This is a genomic window from Streptomyces sp. NPDC050416 (assembly GCF_044458845.1).
Classification (GTDB): Bacteria; Actinomycetota; Actinomycetes; order Streptomycetales; family Streptomycetaceae; genus Streptomyces.
Genome location: NZ_JBITII010000002.1, coordinates 213,736 through 229,872, shown reverse-complemented (window position 1 = coordinate 229,872; position 16,137 = coordinate 213,736). Strand labels below are relative to the sequence as shown.

Annotated in this window: 15 protein-coding genes; 6 read left to right on the top strand and 9 right to left on the bottom strand. The window is 71.7% G+C overall.

Features of this window, described 5'->3' with window-relative positions:
• Positions 1 to 3: 3 nt before the first annotated feature.
• Together ACIBL4_RS06015 and ACIBL4_RS06010 are read right to left on the bottom strand one after the other, a co-directional pair.
• Entirely contained in the window at positions 4 to 516 is a 513-nt protein-coding gene (locus tag ACIBL4_RS06015; protein WP_399406944.1) for a hypothetical protein, read from the bottom strand.
• Between the two features lie 23 nt (positions 517 to 539).
• Entirely contained in the window at positions 540 to 1,655 is a 1,116-nt protein-coding gene (locus ACIBL4_RS06010) for a magnesium and cobalt transport protein CorA (protein ID WP_399406942.1), read from the bottom strand.
• Positions 1,656 to 2,115: 460 nt separating this feature from the next.
• Between ACIBL4_RS06010 and ACIBL4_RS06005 the strand changes: the two genes are divergently transcribed.
• The gene (locus ACIBL4_RS06005; RefSeq protein WP_399406940.1) at positions 2,116 to 2,700 is read left to right on the top strand and encodes a suppressor of fused domain protein; all 585 of its coding nucleotides are present in this window, start codon (positions 2,116 to 2,118) and stop codon (positions 2,698 to 2,700) included.
• 30 nt (positions 2,701 to 2,730) lie between these two features.
• Here ACIBL4_RS06005 and ACIBL4_RS06000 read toward each other — a convergent pair whose 3' ends face one another.
• Entirely contained in the window at positions 2,731 to 3,954 is a 1,224-nt protein-coding gene (locus ACIBL4_RS06000) for an MFS transporter (protein ID WP_399406938.1), read from the bottom strand.
• A 159-nt stretch (positions 3,955 to 4,113) separates the two neighbouring features.
• On the opposite strand from ACIBL4_RS06000, the gene ACIBL4_RS05995 reads away from it, so the two are divergent.
• The 3 genes from ACIBL4_RS05995 to ACIBL4_RS05985 all read left to right on the top strand — a co-directional run bounded on the left by ACIBL4_RS05995 (position 4,114) and on the right by ACIBL4_RS05985 (position 6,578).
• Positions 4,114 to 4,755, top strand: coding sequence for a DUF6758 family protein (locus ACIBL4_RS05995; RefSeq protein WP_399406936.1), 642 nt, complete (start codon positions 4,114 to 4,116; stop codon positions 4,753 to 4,755).
• A 192-nt stretch (positions 4,756 to 4,947) separates the two neighbouring features.
• On the top strand, positions 4,948 to 5,805 hold the full coding sequence (locus tag ACIBL4_RS05990) for a PHP domain-containing protein (RefSeq protein ID WP_399406934.1): 858 nt from the start codon (positions 4,948 to 4,950) through the stop codon (positions 5,803 to 5,805).
• A gap of 167 nt (positions 5,806 to 5,972) precedes the next feature.
• Positions 5,973 to 6,578 carry a MarC family protein gene (locus ACIBL4_RS05985; RefSeq protein ID WP_086562955.1) on the top strand — a complete coding sequence of 202 codons (606 nt, stop codon included), beginning with the start codon at positions 5,973 to 5,975 and terminating at the stop codon, positions 6,576 to 6,578.
• An 11-nt stretch (positions 6,579 to 6,589) separates the two neighbouring features.
• Here the strand turns inward: ACIBL4_RS05985 and ACIBL4_RS05980 are convergent, their stop codons facing one another.
• Both ACIBL4_RS05980 and ACIBL4_RS05975 read right to left on the bottom strand, forming a co-directional pair.
• Positions 6,590 to 8,761, bottom strand: a complete 2,172-nt coding sequence (locus ACIBL4_RS05980) for a trypsin-like serine peptidase (protein WP_399406931.1) — start codon at positions 8,759 to 8,761, stop codon at positions 6,590 to 6,592.
• Between the two features lie 61 nt (positions 8,762 to 8,822).
• On the bottom strand, positions 8,823 to 8,975 hold the full coding sequence (locus ACIBL4_RS05975) for a hypothetical protein (RefSeq protein ID WP_010047718.1): 153 nt from the start codon (positions 8,973 to 8,975) through the stop codon (positions 8,823 to 8,825).
• A gap of 228 nt (positions 8,976 to 9,203) precedes the next feature.
• Between ACIBL4_RS05975 and ACIBL4_RS05970 the strand changes: the two genes are divergently transcribed.
• Positions 9,204 to 10,097: an NYN domain-containing protein gene (locus tag ACIBL4_RS05970; RefSeq protein WP_399406929.1), complete on the top strand. Its 894-nt coding sequence runs from the start codon at positions 9,204 to 9,206 to the stop codon at positions 10,095 to 10,097.
• Here ACIBL4_RS05970 and ACIBL4_RS05965 read toward each other — a convergent pair.
• Together ACIBL4_RS05965 and ACIBL4_RS05960 are read right to left on the bottom strand one after the other, a co-directional pair.
• Positions 10,094 to 10,984 carry an alpha/beta fold hydrolase gene (locus ACIBL4_RS05965; RefSeq protein ID WP_399406927.1) on the bottom strand — a complete coding sequence of 297 codons (891 nt, stop codon included), beginning with the start codon at positions 10,982 to 10,984 and terminating at the stop codon, positions 10,094 to 10,096. The genes ACIBL4_RS05970 and ACIBL4_RS05965 overlap by 4 nt on opposite strands.
• A gap of 147 nt (positions 10,985 to 11,131) precedes the next feature.
• On the bottom strand, positions 11,132 to 13,885 hold the full coding sequence (locus ACIBL4_RS05960) for a DEAD/DEAH box helicase (RefSeq protein WP_399408090.1): 2,754 nt from the start codon (positions 13,883 to 13,885) through the stop codon (positions 11,132 to 11,134).
• A 476-nt stretch (positions 13,886 to 14,361) separates the two neighbouring features.
• Between ACIBL4_RS05960 and ACIBL4_RS05955 the strand changes: the two genes are divergently transcribed.
• Positions 14,362 to 15,117: a ferritin-like fold-containing protein gene (locus ACIBL4_RS05955; RefSeq protein ID WP_399406925.1), complete on the top strand. Its 756-nt coding sequence runs from the start codon at positions 14,362 to 14,364 to the stop codon at positions 15,115 to 15,117.
• Between the two features lie 195 nt (positions 15,118 to 15,312).
• Here ACIBL4_RS05955 and ACIBL4_RS05950 read toward each other — a convergent pair whose 3' ends face one another.
• Both ACIBL4_RS05950 and ACIBL4_RS05945 read right to left on the bottom strand, forming a co-directional pair.
• Positions 15,313 to 15,582, bottom strand: a complete 270-nt coding sequence (locus ACIBL4_RS05950) for a hypothetical protein (protein WP_399406923.1) — start codon at positions 15,580 to 15,582, stop codon at positions 15,313 to 15,315.
• A 228-nt stretch (positions 15,583 to 15,810) separates the two neighbouring features.
• Positions 15,811 to 16,038: a DUF3107 domain-containing protein gene (locus ACIBL4_RS05945; protein ID WP_031114311.1), complete on the bottom strand. Its 228-nt coding sequence runs from the start codon at positions 16,036 to 16,038 to the stop codon at positions 15,811 to 15,813.
• Between the last annotated feature and the right edge of the window lie 99 nt (positions 16,039 to 16,137).

The window sequence follows — 16,137 nt, the reverse complement described above, 5'->3', positions numbered from 1 at the left end:
CCATCACTTGCGTTTGCGCTTCTTCAGCAGCAGGCGGGGCAGACCCGCCGGAATCGGCCGGCGGGTGGTCGCCGGGGTCGGCAGCGGCGGCTCGGACAGGGAGTCGTCGGGCAGCGGTGCCCTCGTCCCGGTCGGCTCCAGGCGCAGCACCCGGCACTCGCGGGCCCAGCGCTCGGTCGTGGCCTCGCCGTCGGGCGCGTTCAGCCGTTTGCCCTTGAGCTCGGCGACCGCCGCGTCCCACGCCTCGGAGCCCGGCGCGAGCTGGGTGACCCGGGCCGTCCAGGAGACCAGCCGGCCCCCCTTGTCCTTGCTGCGGACCGTCACCTGAGCCTCGGCCCCGTCGGCCAGACCCGGCAGCGGCTGCTCGCCGGGTCCGTCGCCGACCAGGCACGCGGCGCCCTCGTGCCACACGTGCCACAGCGCACGCGCCGGGCCGTCCGGGCCCTGGACCCAGACGAGGCCGGACTTCTTCGTGGCCTCCTCGACGAGGGCCTGGCCGAGCAGCTCGCTTGTCATGGCCCCCAGCCTATCCACGCTGTTCACAGCCAGCCGTTCCGCTTCAGCGTGCGGTGGATGCCCAGACAGATGACCACCGTGATGCCCATGATCACCGGGTAGCCGTACCGCCAGTGCAGCTCCGGCATGTGGTCGAAGTTCATGCCGTACACCCCGCACACCATCGTCGGCACGGCGATGATCGCGGCCCACGAGGTGATCTTGCGCATGTCCTCGTTCTGCGCCACGGACGCCTGCGCGAGGTTGGCCTGGAGGATGGAGTTGAGCAGCTCGTCGAAGCCGAGGACCTGCTCCTGCACGCGGGCCAGGTGGTCGGCCACGTCCCGGAAGTACTTCTGGATGTCCGGGTCGATCAGCCGCATCGGCCGCTCGCTCAGCAGCTGCATGGGCCGCAGCAGCGGCGACACGGCCCGCTTGAACTCCAGCACCTCACGCTTGAGTTGGTAGATCCGGCCGGCGTCCGAGCCGCGCGGCGAGCCCTTGCGCCCCGGGGAGAACACCTCGGTCTCGACCTCGTCGATGTCGTCCTGCACGGCGTCGGCGACCGCGATGTAACCGTCGACGACATGGTCGGCGATGGCGTGCAGCACCGCCGAGGGGCCCTTGGCCAGCAGCTCGGGGTCGTCCTGGAGCCGGTGCCTGAGGGCCCGCAGGGAGCCCTGTCCGCCGTGCCGGACGGTGATGAAGAAGTCCCGTCCGGTGAAGCACATGACCTCGCCGGTCTCGACGACCTCGCTGTTGGCGTCGAGCTGGTCGTGCTCCACGTAGTGGATGGTCTTGAAGACCGTGAAGAGGGAGTCGTCGTAGCGCTCCAGCTTGGGCCGCTGGTGGGCCTGGACGGCGTCCTCCACGGCCAGCGGGTGCAGCCCGAACTCACTGGCGATGCCGGAGAATTCGGCCTCGGTCGGCTCGTGCAGGCCGATCCACACGAAGCCGCCGTCGCGGCGCGCCAGGCGCACCGCCTCGTGCGGGGTCAGCGGGGTCTCGGTCTCGATGCGGCGGCCGTCCCGGTAGACGGCGCAGTCGACGACGGCGGAGGACGTCGCGGGGCTGCGGGTGGTGTCGTACGTCCCGCCCTCCTTGCGCAGCGACACGCGGGACGGACGGACGACGGCGCGCAGGTCGCGGATCATCGACATGGCGGGCTCCTTCGCGACAGGCAACGAAAAGGCGCCGGACCCGACAGGTGGAACTACCCGGAATGAGGACGTTGGGACTGCTGATGTTTGGCACGTCCACAAAGCGGGGAGCACCGCACCGTCGCGGTGGCGAGTCTCGTTACTGATTCAGCTACTGAGGCAGATCAGGCAAAGCGAAACGAAGCGCTCTTCCGCGTGAAGCGAGTGCGAGAGGTGGCGACCAGCCAGAGCCAGAACAGCTACGTCAGCGGCGGGAAGAGCGTGGTGCTACTGCACGGTCGACTTCGGTCCATTGCAGTCCCACCTCCTCCGGCCGGTCCCTCGTAAGGGAGTTCCTTCGGCGTCGGGGCTTGATCGCGACGCTTCTGCGTGCTGCCCCGAACCACCGGGCAAGAGTATCAGTCGCCCGACGTGTCAAGGCGCTTGTTTGCCCGCTACTGACGAGTTCTATGCTCGCCGCATGGCACATGTTCTTCCTCTGGTCGAAGCCCGGTTGCGCAGCGCGCTGGGCGAACCGGACGGGCGCGCGGCGGTCACCTTCCTGGGCACGGACCGCATCGAGGTGCTCCGCTTCCAGGAGGGAGAGATCGTCCGCTACGCCACGCTCGGCATGTCCGCGCACCCCATGACCGAGCCCACGGCGGTGGTCGCCGACCCGGTCAAGGGCCCGCGCGCCGAGCTGGTCCTCTCGGTGCGCGCCGGGCTGGCCGACACCGACAAGGTGCTCCGCCCGCTCGCCGTACTCGCCGCGTCTCCGCAGGTGGAGGGCCTGGTCGTGGCCCCGGGAGCCTCGCTCGACGTCGGCGAGCCGCTGTGGCCCGGCGCCCCCTTCACCTCGGTCCTGGTCGCCGAGCCGGGCGGCCTGGTCGAGGACCTGGAGCTCGACGAGCCCCTCGACCCCGTGCGGTTCCTGCCGTTGCTGCCGATGACCCCGAACGAGGCCGCCTGGAAGCGCGTGCACGGCGCGCAGGCCCTCCAGGAGAGGTGGCTGAACCAGGGGACGGACCTCCGGGATCCGTCCCGGAAGTCCGTCACACTGGAGTGAGGAAGCTCACCAACCCTTGGCTGTGAAGCGTCAGTTGGCGAAGACGGCGACACCGTCCTCGGTCGCGTGCTGCGGCTCCAGCTCCTCGGCTTCGTGGGTGAGGGCCTTCCGCCGTACGACGACCACGAGTGCGCTCACGACCGCGGTGACCGCCGCCACGACGAACGGGATGTGGAGGTCGGTCCACTCCTCGATCTTCGGTGCGAAGTAGGGGGCGGCCGCCGCCGCGAACCAGCGCACGAAGTTGTAGCCCGCGCTCGCCACCGGCCGGGGCGCGTCGGAGACGCCGAGGGCCAGCTCGGTGTAGACGGTGTTGTTCACGCCGATGAAGGCGCCGGACAGGATCGTGCAGACGACGGCCGTGGTGTGGGAGCCGTAGCCGAGCACGAGCACGTCGGCCGCGAGCAGTATCAGCGAACCGCCGAGCACCTTCAGCGAGCCGAACCGCTTCTGGAGCCGGGGCGCCACGATCACTGAGAAGACGGCGAGCAGCACACCCCAGGCGAAGAACACCGCCCCCGACCGGTACGGGCTCATGTTCAGCACGAACGGCGTGAAGGCCAGCACGGTGAAGAACGTGTAGTTGTAGAAGAACGCCGAGACCGCCGCCGAGGCGAGGCCGCCGTGACCGAGGGCCTTGACCGGGTCCAGGAGCGAGGTCTTGCGGGCCGGCTTCGGCTGCTCCTTCAGGAACACCGCGATGCACAGGAAGCCGACCGCCATCAGGAACGCCGTCCCGAAGAACGGGTAGCGCCAGCTGGCGTCGCCGAGCAGGGCGCCCAGCAGCGGACCGCACGCCATGCCGAGGCCGAGGGCCGACTCGTACAGCAGGATCGCCGCCGCGCTTCCGCCGGCCGCCGCGCCGACGATGACCGCGAGGGCGGTGGAGACGAAGAGCGCGTTGCCCAGTCCCCAGCCCGCCCGGAATCCGACCAGTTCACCGACCGAGCCGGACGTGCCCGCGAGTCCGGCGAAGACGACCACGAACGCCAGGCCGAGCAGCAGTGTCTTCCGGCCGCCGATCCGGCTGGAGACGAAGCCGGTCACCAGCATCGCGACGGCGGTGATGAGGAAGTACGAGGTGAACAGCAGGGAGACCTGGCCGGCCGTGGCATGCAGACCCTGGGCGATGGACGGCAGGATCGGGTCGACGAGTCCGATGCCCATGAAGGCGACGACCGCCGCCCCTGCGGTCGCCCACACGGACTTGGGCTGCTTCAGGAGGCCGCCCGCTCCGGCGTCGAAGGGGTCCATTGCGTGCTCCCTTTCCCGAACGGAAGTAGTTGGTATATACACACACTAAGTTAGAGAAGCTAATTAATGCAAGCTACAGCTAGTGAGGGAGTGAAGGGTTCCGTCCGGTTGGGTGATCGTCCTTGACGCGACGGGGCGCGGGTAGGACCGTGGGGCCCTATGAGGGGCGAACCCAGTTGCCCGAAGTGTGGTGGCCGGGTCAGGGCTCCCGGCCTCTTCTCCGACTCGTGGCAGTGCGATGTGCACGGCACCGTCCATCCGGTGCAGCCCGTGATACCGCCCAGCGTCGACGCCCTCAACGTCGTAGTGCACCGCGCCCGGGTGCCGGTGTGGATGCCCTGGCCGCTGCCGGTCGGCTGGCTGTTCACGGGCGTCGCCTGCGCGGGGGACGACCGCACGGGTGGCCGCGCCACGGCCGTGGCCTGCACGGGGCCCGGGCCGCTCGGCGGGATGGGTGAGCTGATCCTGGTGGCGGAGGAGCTCGGCGTCGGACTCGGTGCGCGGTACGCGGGCATGGAGGGTCCGGACCCGGGGCCGTACATCGACGTCGGGAAGCCGGCGCAGGCGAAGGTGCTCGCCGCCGGGCGTCCGACGCCGCTGTGGCATGTGTCCGGCGCGCCGGGCGATCGGGCGGTTTTCGCCGGTGAGGCGCTCGGGATATGGCTGTGGGCGGTCGTGTGGCCGGAGCAGTCGGGCTTGCTGATGTACGACGAGTTGGTGCTGGCGGATCTGCGGGAGGCCGGGGCGGAGGTGGAGCTGGTGCCGTGCGGGGCTCTGTCGCCGCGATTGCTCGAGCCGTAGCGCCCAGGGGGATGCGGCTTCGGGTGTGCGGGCGGCTGCGGGGGGTCTGTGGCTTGTCGCGCAGTTCCCCGCGCCCCTTGGGGGTCCGTTGTGTAGGGGGTGCTTGGGGGGTTCGGCTGTGACAGGGGTTGCCGAAAATGTGGTTATCCTGGAGCAGCCCCGCTCGTCCCGTCAGTGTCTGGAGTCCGCGTCGTGCGTATCGATCTGCACACCCACTCCACCGCTTCCGACGGTACGGACGCTCCCGCCGAGCTGGTCCGGAAGGCCGCCGCGACCGGACTGGACGTCGTCGCGCTGACCGATCACGACACCACCCGCGGCCACGCCGAGGCGATCGCCGCGTTGCCCGAGGGGCTCACGCTGGTCACCGGAGCCGAGCTCTCCTGCCGGCTCGACGGCATCAGCATGCACATGCTGGCGTACCTCTTCGACGCCGAGGAGCCGGCGCTGCTCGCCGAGCGTGAGCTGGTCCGGGACGACCGGGTGCCCCGGGCGCAGGGCATGATCGCCAAGCTTCAGGAGCTGGGCGTGCCCGTGACCTGGGAGCAGGTGGCGCGGATCGCCGGTGACGGGTCCGTCGGGCGTCCGCACGTGGCGACGGCGCTCGTCGAGCTGGGCGTCGTGCCGACCGTCGGCGACGCCTTCACCCAGGACTGGCTGGCCGACGGCGGCCGGGCCTACGTGGACAAGCACGAGACCGACCCCTTCGAGGCCATCCGGCTGATCAAGGGCGCGGGCGGGGTCGCGGTGTTCGCGCACCCCGGGGCGAACAAGCGGGGGCGTACGGTTCCGGAGGCCGCGATCGCCGAGATGGCCGCGGCCGGGCTGGACGGCGTCGAGGTCGACCACATGGACCACGACACGGATACGCGTGCGCGGCTGCGGGGGCTGGCGAAGGAGCTGGGGCTTCTGGTGACCGGGTCCAGTGACTATCACGGCAGTCGGAAGACGTGTGTGCTCGGGGAGTACACGACGGATCCCGAGGTGTACGGGGAGATCACGCGGCGGGCCTTCGGGGCGTTTCCCGTGCCGGGGGCCGGCGGGGTCTGAGGTCTCTGTGTAGGTCCGTTTGAAGGCACCCGGCGTTGCCGGCTGTGCCCACCCGTTCCTCCCCCAGTGCCTTAAGGGCCTGGGGGGACCCCCAGGGGAACGCCTGCCCACAGCGGTCGCGAACGCCCGCTGCCCACGTTCACTGATCCCGCAAGGCCATCGCTGTCATGTTCGACCTCGCCGTTTTCGGTTCCCTGTTCCTGACCCTCTTCGTCATCATGGATCCCCCCGGGATCACCCCGATCTTCCTCGCGCTCACCGCCGGACGGCCCGGCAAGGTGCAGAAGCGGATGGCCTTCCAGGCCGTCTGTGTCGCCGGTGGTGTGATCACCGTGTTCGGGCTGCTCGGGCATCAGATCCTCAACTACCTGCACGTGTCCGTGCCCGCGCTGATGATCGCGGGTGGGCTGCTGCTCCTGCTGATCGCCCTCGACCTGCTGACGGGCAAGACGGACGAGCCCAAGCAGACCAAGGACGTCAACGTCGCTCTCGTGCCGCTGGGCATGCCGCTGCTGGCCGGGCCGGGGGCGATCGTGTCGGTCATCCTCGCCGTGCAGAAGGCCCACAGCGTCGCCACGCAGGTCTCCGTGTGGACGGCGATCCTCGCCATCCATGTCGTGCTGTGGCTGGTCATGCGCTACTCGCTGGTGATCATTCGGATCATCAAGGACGGCGGTGTGGTCCTGGTGACGCGGCTCGCGGGCATGATGCTGTCCGCGATCGCCGTGCAGCAGATCATCAACGGGGTCACGCAGGTGATCCAGGGGAGCTGAGGGGCCGGTGGTCACGCAGCGCGGGTGAGTACCGTGCCGATCTCCCCGGCCGGTTTCTCATGGGCGAGGTACTCCTCGATCTTGTGCGCGCGGTCCCGGCCGTTCTGGACGGCCAGCTGCGTGAGCTTGCCCCACCGCTCGTCCTCCAGGGGGCAGCCGACGGCCACCGCGTCGGTGGGGCACCAGACGTTGACCCAGTCGCGGACCTTCGGCGGCCGGTGCGGGCCGCGCGCCAGGAGCCGCTCGTTGACGCCGTCCAGCCCGAGCGGGCTGCCCGCCGTGACCAGCAGTACGGGGTCGAGGCCGTCCGGGAGCCGGGTCAGCAGGTCCACGCCGACGACCGTGCCCAGGCTGTGCGTGACCAGGACCAGTTCGCCCGTGGTGGGCATCGTCTCCAGCACGCTGTCCAGCACCGCCTGGCGCACGGAGCTGTCGCCGAGGTACAGGTCGACGTCCCGCAGGAACGTGGCGATGGTCCACTCGTCCAGGTCGGACCGGGCGGCGAGCCAGCTCAGCGGCCGGTGCAGTGCGCCGACCAGCCCCGCCCCGAAGCCCTCCGTGGCCGCCGGCCCGTTCTGGGGCATGCCGGCCCGGGCGGCCGCCTCGTAGAGCAGCTGCTCGTAGGAGCCGGTGGGTGATTCGGCGGCGAAGACCTCGGCGGCAGCGGCGGCGCTCACCTCGTCGAGTCCGACGGGCGGGGCCGTGCTCTCCCGCCCGGTCACGAGGCCGGCCAGTCGCGTGCCGTAGAACGGGAACCACACGTCCTCCGGGTCGACCGTGGGCAGTGCCGCGAGGGTGAGGCCGCGGTTCAGGCCGGACGTCCACTCCCGGCGGAGGACGTCGGGATCCTTGCTCTGCTGGTCCCTGCCGTGCAGGAAGACCAGGTGCCGACGGCCGCCGAAGGCCGTGCCGCGGGCCGGGCGTCCCTTCTTGGGGACCTGCGTCCGGGGCGTCCCCGACTCGCTCTCGGGCATGGCCACCGTCCCGAGGGTGTCCGGGACCGGCGGGGTCGTGACGCCGGGCAGGCCCGGCGTGCTTCTGTCCGGCCGGGGTGCGAGCGCGGCCGTGCTCTGGTCCAGGCCGGAGTCCGGACCCATCTCGGCCAGCAGCGCGCGGCGCCCGGGGTCGAGGTCCAGCCGGGCCAGGTGCTTCAGGATCGAGCTGATGCGGACGCCCTCGTTGGCGACCCAGTCGATCGCGTCGTCGCCGTCGCCCTGGCTCCAGGGCCTGCCGTCCTTCCGCAGGACGCGGCCCCGGTCGTCCTTCTTCGGTACGCCGCTGTGGTGCAGGGCCACGACCTCCCACTGGTCGTTGAAGACGGGGGAGCCCGAGTTTCCGGGGCGGGTGTCGGTCCGGTACTGGATGAAGTCGTCGAGCCGTACCAGCACGGCGTTGTCCCGCAGGACGATCTCCTTGAGGCGTCCGTCCGGGTGACCGATGATGTTCACCCTCTCGCCGAGCACCAGCTTGCCGAGCTGCACGCTGAGCCGGTTCCAGCCGAAGATCTCGCCCGGCGGACGGCCGTCCAGGGCGGGCATCACCGCCACGAGGGCGAAGTCCAGCCGCCTGTCCGCGGCGAAGAAGCTCCCCGGTGCGAGCTCCATGCGGACGGCGGTGTCGGGGACGTTGTCGACCGTGACCTGCGCGTTGAACTCCGCGAAGCACTGGCGGGCGAAGCCCTCGTCGGGCAGCACGTGGTGGTTGGTCATGAGCAGCCGCGGCGAGACCAGGAAGCCGGTGCCGTGCGGAAGCTCGCGGCCGTCGCGGCGCAGGGTGATCCGGGCGACCGTGGCTCCGGCCCTGACCCCGCGCGGCAGGAAGCTCCAGGCCTGGAGCTCGTTCGACAGGTCGATGATGCGTTCGTTGGCCTGGGGCAGGTCCATGGCCTCGCCGTGGATGTCCGCCACCACCGCCGAGGGCGACAGACCGCCCCGGTCGAGGATCCGGTCGGCGCGCACGGCGAGCGCGTCCGGGTTGTCCGGGAACCGCACACCGGCCGCGATCCGGGCCTCGACCCGCTCACGCTCCGCGGCGGATTCCTCGTACCGCTGCGCGGCCTCGGCCGTGGCCCGCTCGTGCAGTTCCTCGTTCGACCGGCCCGTCACGGACATGCCGTCCACCGTCCTGTTCTCACCCTCGCCGTCCCCCTCGGCCAGTACGCCCGCCACCACGGAGGTCCGCAACAGCAAAGCCCCCGCACGGCCGATGCCGTGCGGGGGCTGAAGTGTGGGAGAGCGGCGCGCGTTATGAGGCCGTGGTCCCGGCCGGGCGGATCCAGAGGCGCTGCCCTGTGGCGGCGGCCTGCTGAACGATGCGGTTGACGGAGGCGGCGTCCACGACGGTCGTGTCCACGGGCGTGCCGTCGACATCGTCGAGGTGCATGATTTCGAAGCGCAAGGGCTTCTCCCTTCGTCTGGTCATCCTCCTGAGGAGAACTACTCGGTGGTCGGCCCACGAGGCAGCGGTGCCCGGTGTTCCGTATGGGTCAACAGCACGGGGCGCTTGAAACATTCCCTACGCTAAGGAAATTTTTCGACCGGCTAATTACTGAGCCGTAAGGCTGTTGTTACGGGACCGACTGGGACCGGTTGTGTTCGCAGCGTGACCGCCGGGACAATGGAGGTGATGAACGACGACCTCGCGGCCCTGAGCGCCCGCATCGACCGCACCAACGAGCTGCTCCAGCGCATGCTCGCCGAGGTGGCGAAGACACCCTCGACCCATGCGATCTTCGTCGATGCCGGGTACCTGTACGCGGCCGCGGGACGGCTCGTCGCCGGTACGGAGGACCGCCGGGCCTTCGACCTCGACGCCGAGGGCCTGATCGACGCGCTCATCGACACGGCCCGCACGATCTTCGCCGACAGCCGGCTGCTGCGGGTCTACTGGTACGACGGCGCCCGTCGCCGCATCCACACGGCGGAGCAGCAGAGCATCGCGGAACTGCCGGACGTCAAGGTGCGGCTGGGCAACCTGAACTCCAGCAACCAGCAGAAGGGCGTCGACTCGCTCATCCGCACCGACCTGGAGTCCCTCGCCCGGCACCGCGCCATCAGCGACGCGGCCCTGCTCGGCGGCGACGAGGACCTGGTGTCGGCGGTGGAGGCGGCCCAGGGGTATGGCGCGCGCGTCCACCTCTGGGGCATCGAGGCGCCGGAGGGCCGCAACCAGGCGGAGCCCCTCCTGTGGGAGGTCGACAGCCAGCGCACCTTCGACCTCGACTTCTTCAAGCCCTACGTCTCCCGCCGCGCGGCACCCGCCTACGAGGCCACCGCGGGCCGGCCCACCCGTGACGACGTGCGGTTCGTGGGCGCGCAGATCGCGGCGAAGTGGCTGGCGGCCCGCGGTCGGGACACGCTGGTCGAGCTGCTGCCCGGCCACCCCTACCTGCCGGGTTCGGTGGACCAGGACCTGCTCGTGGAGGCGGAGGGCCTGCTGCAGTACTCGCTGCGCGGCCAGGCGGAGCTACGGCGCGCACTGCGGGACGGCTTCTGGGAGCACCTCCAGACGCAGTACTAGGGGGTGTCCGGGCGGACCCTGTCCCAGAAGTCGGCGAGGGCCTGGGCGGTCGGCAGGGGCTGGTCGGCGCCCGGGGAGTGCTCGGCTCCCGCGATGACCGTGCGGTGCGCGTTCAGCCGTACGGCCATGTCGTCGAGGAGCGCCACCGGCCAGGTGTCGTCGTGCGCGCCCGACAGGACGTGGAACGGCAGCGGCACGGCGGCGAGTTCGTCGACACGGTCCGGCTCAGTGCACAACTGGCGCCCCGTGGCGAGGAGTTGGGCGGGGCTGTGGCCCAGCCAGCGGCGGCGCAACTGCTCCGGATCGCCGGGGCCGCGAGCCGGCCCGCCGACCTCCTCAGGCGGCCCCATCGCCTGGATGGCTTCCCACACCTCCTCCATCGACAGCACGGCGAGCGCGTCCCGCAGCAGCTTCACGCGCTGCTGCTGGGAGACGGAGATCTGCGCCGGGCCGGACGAGACCAGGGTGAGGGAGAGGAAGGGGGAGTGGTCCAGCAGCACGGCCGCCCGCGCGATCTGCCCGCCGAGCGAGTGCCCGACGAGGTGCACGGGCCCGCAGAGCGCCTCGGACTGCGCGAGCACGTCGCGGGCCAGTTCCCGCTGGGCGTAGGCGGTTTCGTCGTCCACGGGGCCGTGCGACTCGTGCTGCCCCCGCCCGTCCACGGCGACGACCCGGTACCCGCGCTCGGAGAGCGGCTCGTGGAGCAGCCTGAAGTCCTCCTTGCTGCCGGTGAATCCGGGCAGCATCAGGGCGACGCCCTTGGGCTCCGGCCCCGTCTCGGACCCCGCCTTCGGCGACGAGTCGACGACGGCGAACTCGCCGCGGGTGGTGCGCAGGGAGTATGCGCGGGCGCCCGGGGGTGGGGTGAAGGTGGCTTGCCTGGTCACGGGGTGAGGGTAGCGGCTGGGGAGGGGGTGGCGGGCTGGTGGCGGGCGCGCCGGTGGGTGGCGGCCGGTGGAGACGCGGGCGGGCCGCGCTCGGGAATGCCGATGGCCCGGCCCCACACGCGGTGGGGCCGGGCCATCGAGGGAGTGTCAGCCCTCCGTGGGCTCCGCGGCGGCCGTGGCCTTGCGGGTGCGGCGGGCCTTCGGCTTCGCCTCGGCCGCGTCGTCCGCGACCTCGGCGGAGGCCGTGGCGGCCGGTGCCGACTTCCGCGTGCGACGCGGCTTGGCCTCGGCGGCCTCCGGCTCCTGCCCGGCCTGTGCCGGGATGTCGACGGTTTCGACGGCCTTGCGGGTGCGGCGGCGCGGCTTGGCTTCCGTGCCTTCCGCGGTGTCGACGGCGGCTTCGGCCGCTGCGGCGGTCTTCCGCGTCCGGCGGGGCTTGGCCTCGGCGGTCTCGGCATCCGCAGCCGTGGCGGCCGCTGCCGTCTTCCGCGTACGGCGCGGCTTCGCCTCGGTCGCCTCTGCCGTGTCGACGCTCGCCTCGGCCTTGGCCGTCGCCTTGCGCGTACGCCGCGGCTTGGCCTCGGCGGCCTCCGGCTCCTGAGCCGTCCGGGCCGGGATTCCGGCGGCGACGGACTCGGCGGTTTCGACGGCCTTGCGGGTGCGGCGGCGCGGCTTGGCTTCCGTGCCTTCCGCCGTGTCGACGGCGGTCTCGGCCGCTGCGGCGGTCTTCCGCGTGCGGCGGGGCTTGGACTCGGTGGCCGGTGCCTCGCCGGCGGTGTCCTCGGTCGCTGCCGTGGCCTTGCGCGTACGCCTGGGCTTGGCCTCGGCGGTCTCGGCCGTGTCGACGGCGTCCTCCGCCGCGGCTGCGGCCTTGCGCGTGCTGCGCGGCTTGACGTCGGCGGTCTCGGCGTCTGCAGTGGTGGCAGTCGTCTTCCGCGCGCGCCTGGGCTTGGCCTCGGCGGTCTCGGCCGTGTCGACGGCGTCCTCCGCCGCGGCTGCGGCCTTGCGCGTGCGGCGCGGCTTGGTCTCCTCGGCCGGAGCGGCAGGGGCCGCGGACTCGGCGGCCGTCTTACGGGTGCGGCGCGGCTTGGTCTCCGTCGGCTCCGGTGCGGGCTCGATGGTTCCCTCGGCCGTGTCGACCGCCTGCTCGGCCGCGGAGGTGGCCGTGGTCCTGCGGGTGCGGCGGCGCGGCGTGGCCGCAGGTGCCTCGGGCTGTTCGGTCACCGGGGCGGCCACGACCGACGCGGCATCCGCGTCCGCCTGCGCCGGGGTGTCCACAGCAGCCGTAGGCGTCACAGCGGCTTCCGCCGCCGGCGTCTCGGACCTGCGCGTACGGCGCCGGCGCGGCTTCGCCGCCTCCGTGCTCGTGCCCTCCGCGGTCGCCACGGCGTGCTCCGCCGGTGCGGACGCGGCGGACTCGACCGCCTGGGCCGCCTGGACCGGCGCCGACTCGGCCGCCGGGGCGCCACCGCGGGTGCGGCGACGGCGACGCGGGGTGCGAGGAGCCGTGACGGCCTCCGCCTCGGCGGAGCCGCCCGTGGCCGTGGAGCCCGCAGCGGCGGTGCCGGCGGACTCCGGCGTGCCGTCCAGCGGCGATCCGCCGCGCATACGGCGGCGGCGTCGCGGCGTACGGGCCGAACGCTCGCGGTCGGCCGCCGGGGACTCTTCCCGGCCACCGCGGCCACCGCGTCCGCGCGGCCCCCGGCCGCCCGTCTCGCCCAGGTCCTCCAGCTCCTCCGCGTCCAGCCCGGCGCGCTTGCGCTCCGAGCGCGGCAGGACGCCCTTCGTGCCCTCGGGGATGCCGAGGTCGGCGTAGAGGTGCGGGGACGTGGAGTACGTCTCCGGCGGGTCGTTGAAGCCGAGGTCCAGCGCCTTGTTGATGAGCTGCCAGCGCGGGATGTCGTCCCAGTCGACGAGCGTGATCGCGATGCCCTTGGCGCCCGCGCGGCCCGTACGGCCGATGCGGTGCAGGTACGTCTTCTCGTCTTCCGGCGACTGGTAGTTGATGACGTGCGTGACGCCCTCGACGTCGATGCCGCGGGCGGCGACGTCGGTGCAGACGAGGACGTCCACCTTGCCGTTGCGGAAGGCTCGCAGGGCCTGCTCGCGGGCGCCCTGGCCGAGGTCGCCGTGGACCGCGCCGGACGCGAAGCCGCGCTGCTGGAGCTGGTCGGCGAGATCCGCCGCCGTGCGCTTCGTACGGCAGAAGACCATGACCAGTCCCCGGCCGTCGGCCTGCAGTATGCGCGCGACCATCTCCGGCTTGTCCATGTTGTGCGCGCGGTAGATGTACTGCTTGGTGTTCGCGACCGTCTTGCCCGCGTCGTCCGGCGACGTGGCGCTGATGTGCGTGGGCTGCGACATGTAGCGGCGGGCCAGTCCGATGACCGCGCCCGGCATGGTCGCCGAGAACAGCATGGTCTGGCGCCGCACCGGCAGCATGTTGATGATCTTCTCGACGTCGGGCAGGAAGCCCAGGTCGAGCATCTCGTCGGCCTCGTCGAGGACGAGGCACCGGACGTGCTTCAGGTTGAGCTTCTTCTGCCCGGCGAGGTCGAGCAGCCGGCCGGGGGTGCCGACGACCACGTCGACGCCCTTCTTCAGGGCCTCGACCTGGGGCTCGTACGCCCGGCCGCCGTAGATCGCGAGGACGCGCACGTTGCGTACCTTGCCCGCGGTCAGCAGGTCGTTGGTGACCTGCGTGCACAGCTCACGCGTGGGGACGACGACGAGCGCCTGCGGGGCGTCGGTGAGGTCTTCGGGCTTGGCGCGTCCGGCCTCGACGTCGGCGGGGACGGTGACGCGCTCGAGGAGCGGGAGGCCGAAGCCCAGCGTCTTGCCGGTGCCGGTCTTGGCCTGGCCGATGACGTCCGCGCCCGAAAGGGCCACGGGGAGCGTCATCTCCTGGATGGGAAAGGCGGTGGTGATGCCGACGGCCTCCAGGGCCTCGGCTGTCTCGGGGAGGATTCCGAGCTCTCGGAACGTCGTAGTCAGGGTGCTGCCTCTTCTGTGTGGGCGGCGCGAGGCGAGCGCGGGGGTCTTGTCGGACCGTGCCGGGGACGTCGGCTGCCTACGGGCGGGCCGTAGAGCACGGGACCGCGCCGACGCTCTAGCGCTCATGCCGCTGAGGGTGTCCCTCCGGCATCCGTACGCAATCTGCCGTATGGACGGGAGGTCTGTCGGGTCGGAGCCGATCGGGCCACCGACCGGGCATCCTCATACGTGCGGCCTGTCGAGGTACGTCGACGTACCAGCAGGCGCATTACCACCATACCCCGGAATCCCGCACTCGCGACGGCCGATTTGGTCACGTAGTCGTCGTCACACTGATTGACCAGGGCCTTACGCCTCCCGGCGGGCGGGCTATTGTGCGCTTCATGACGAGCTCTGACAAGCCTGAGAACGCCTCGGACACCACCGCCACCCCGGCCGGACACACCGGAGTCGCCGCCCGGGACTGGGCGACGGCCTCCGCCGACCCTCAGTACCGCGCCGCGGTCGTGGACCTGCTCGGTGCGCTCGCGTACGGGGAGCTGGCGGCGTTCGAGCGGCTCGCGGAGGACGCCAAGCTGGCGCCGACGCTGGAGGACAAGGCGGAGCTGGCGAAGATGGCGTCGGCCGAGTTCCACCATTTCGAGAGGCTGCGCGACCGGCTCGCCGAGATCGGGGAGGAGCCGACGCGGGCGATGCAGCCGTTCGTCGCGGCCTACGACGGGTTCCACAAGCAGACGGCCCCCTCGGACTGGCTGGAGGGCCTCGTCAAGGCCTACGTCGGCGACTCCATCGCCAGTGACTTCTACCGGGAGGTCGCGGCCCGGCTGGACTCCGACTCCCGCGGCCTGGTGCTGGCCGTGCTCGACGACACCGGGCACGGCGGTTTCGCCGTGGAGAAGGTGCGTGCCGCGATCGACGCGGACCCGCGCGTGGGCGGACGGCTCGCGCTGTGGGCGCGGCGGCTGATGGGCGAGGCCCTGTCGCAGTCCCAGCGGGTGGTCGCCGACCGGGACGCGCTGTCGACCATGCTGGTGGGCGGTGTCGCGGACGGCTTCGACCTCGCCGAGGTCGGCAAGATGTTCTCCCGCATCACCGAGGCGCACACCAAGCGGATGGCCGCACTGGGGCTGGCGGCGTAGCACTCCGCGCAGGGGGCCGGTCGCGTGGTGTTCCGGTCGTGTGGCGCTGCTGTCGTGTGGCGCTCCGCGCAGGTCGTGGCCGCCGTGGTCGTGGCAGCCGTGGAGCGCTGGGCGCCGGTGTGGGTTCCGGCCGTGTCGCGGCTGAGGGCCGGTGTCGGCCGGACGCGCGGGGCTCCGCGCGGCTGACGGCTCCGGCTACGCCGTCGCCGATCGTCGGCGCAGGCGCCCCGCGGGGCGCAGCAGCAGCGACAGCGACGCCACCGAGACGACCACCGCGCCGAGCAGCACCAGCAGCCAGTGCCCGGCGTCCAGCGCGCTGTGCATGACGAAGGCCCCGAAGAGGGCGCCCGCGACGCCGGTCGACAGGACCAGGGGGCGGGCCGGGAGCCGGTGCGCCAGGCGATGCGTGGCCGCCCATGACAGAGCCAGGCCGAGAATCGCGGAGCTCAGCGCTTCCAGGAGCATGTCGGGGTCCCTCCCACATGGCCGGCTGCCTAAATCGGTCGTAGCCCGTCTTACCCCTGACCTGCGGAATCCAACCTACTTCTGTGGGTGAACTGTGCTCCATCCGTGGAGGAACCCGTGTGCCGCACGGGGTGTCCGTACGGATGTTGCGCGGGTTGCCGCACGGGAGAGGGAACGCGAACGGGGCGGGCCGGCCGTCAGCCGTCCCGCCCCGTCCGCACCTGCGCCCTACAGAGCGCCGAAGCCCACCTTGCGCGGGGCCGGCTCACCGATCTCGACGTACGCGAGACGGTCGGCCGGGACCAGGACCTTGCGGCCGTGCTCGTCCACGAGGGTCAGCAGCGGCGACTTCCCGGCCAGCGCCTCGGACACCGCCCGCTCGACCTCCTCGGCACTCTGACCGCTCTCCAGAACGATCTCGCGGGGCGCGTGCTGCACGCCGATCTTGACCTCCACGGCTATGTCCCTCCGACGGTCAGTGATGTGCGCGACCTTCCGCGCCGTACGCAGCACACATTAGCCCGGTGAGGGGACCGGCATGCTCCGCCCGAGAAC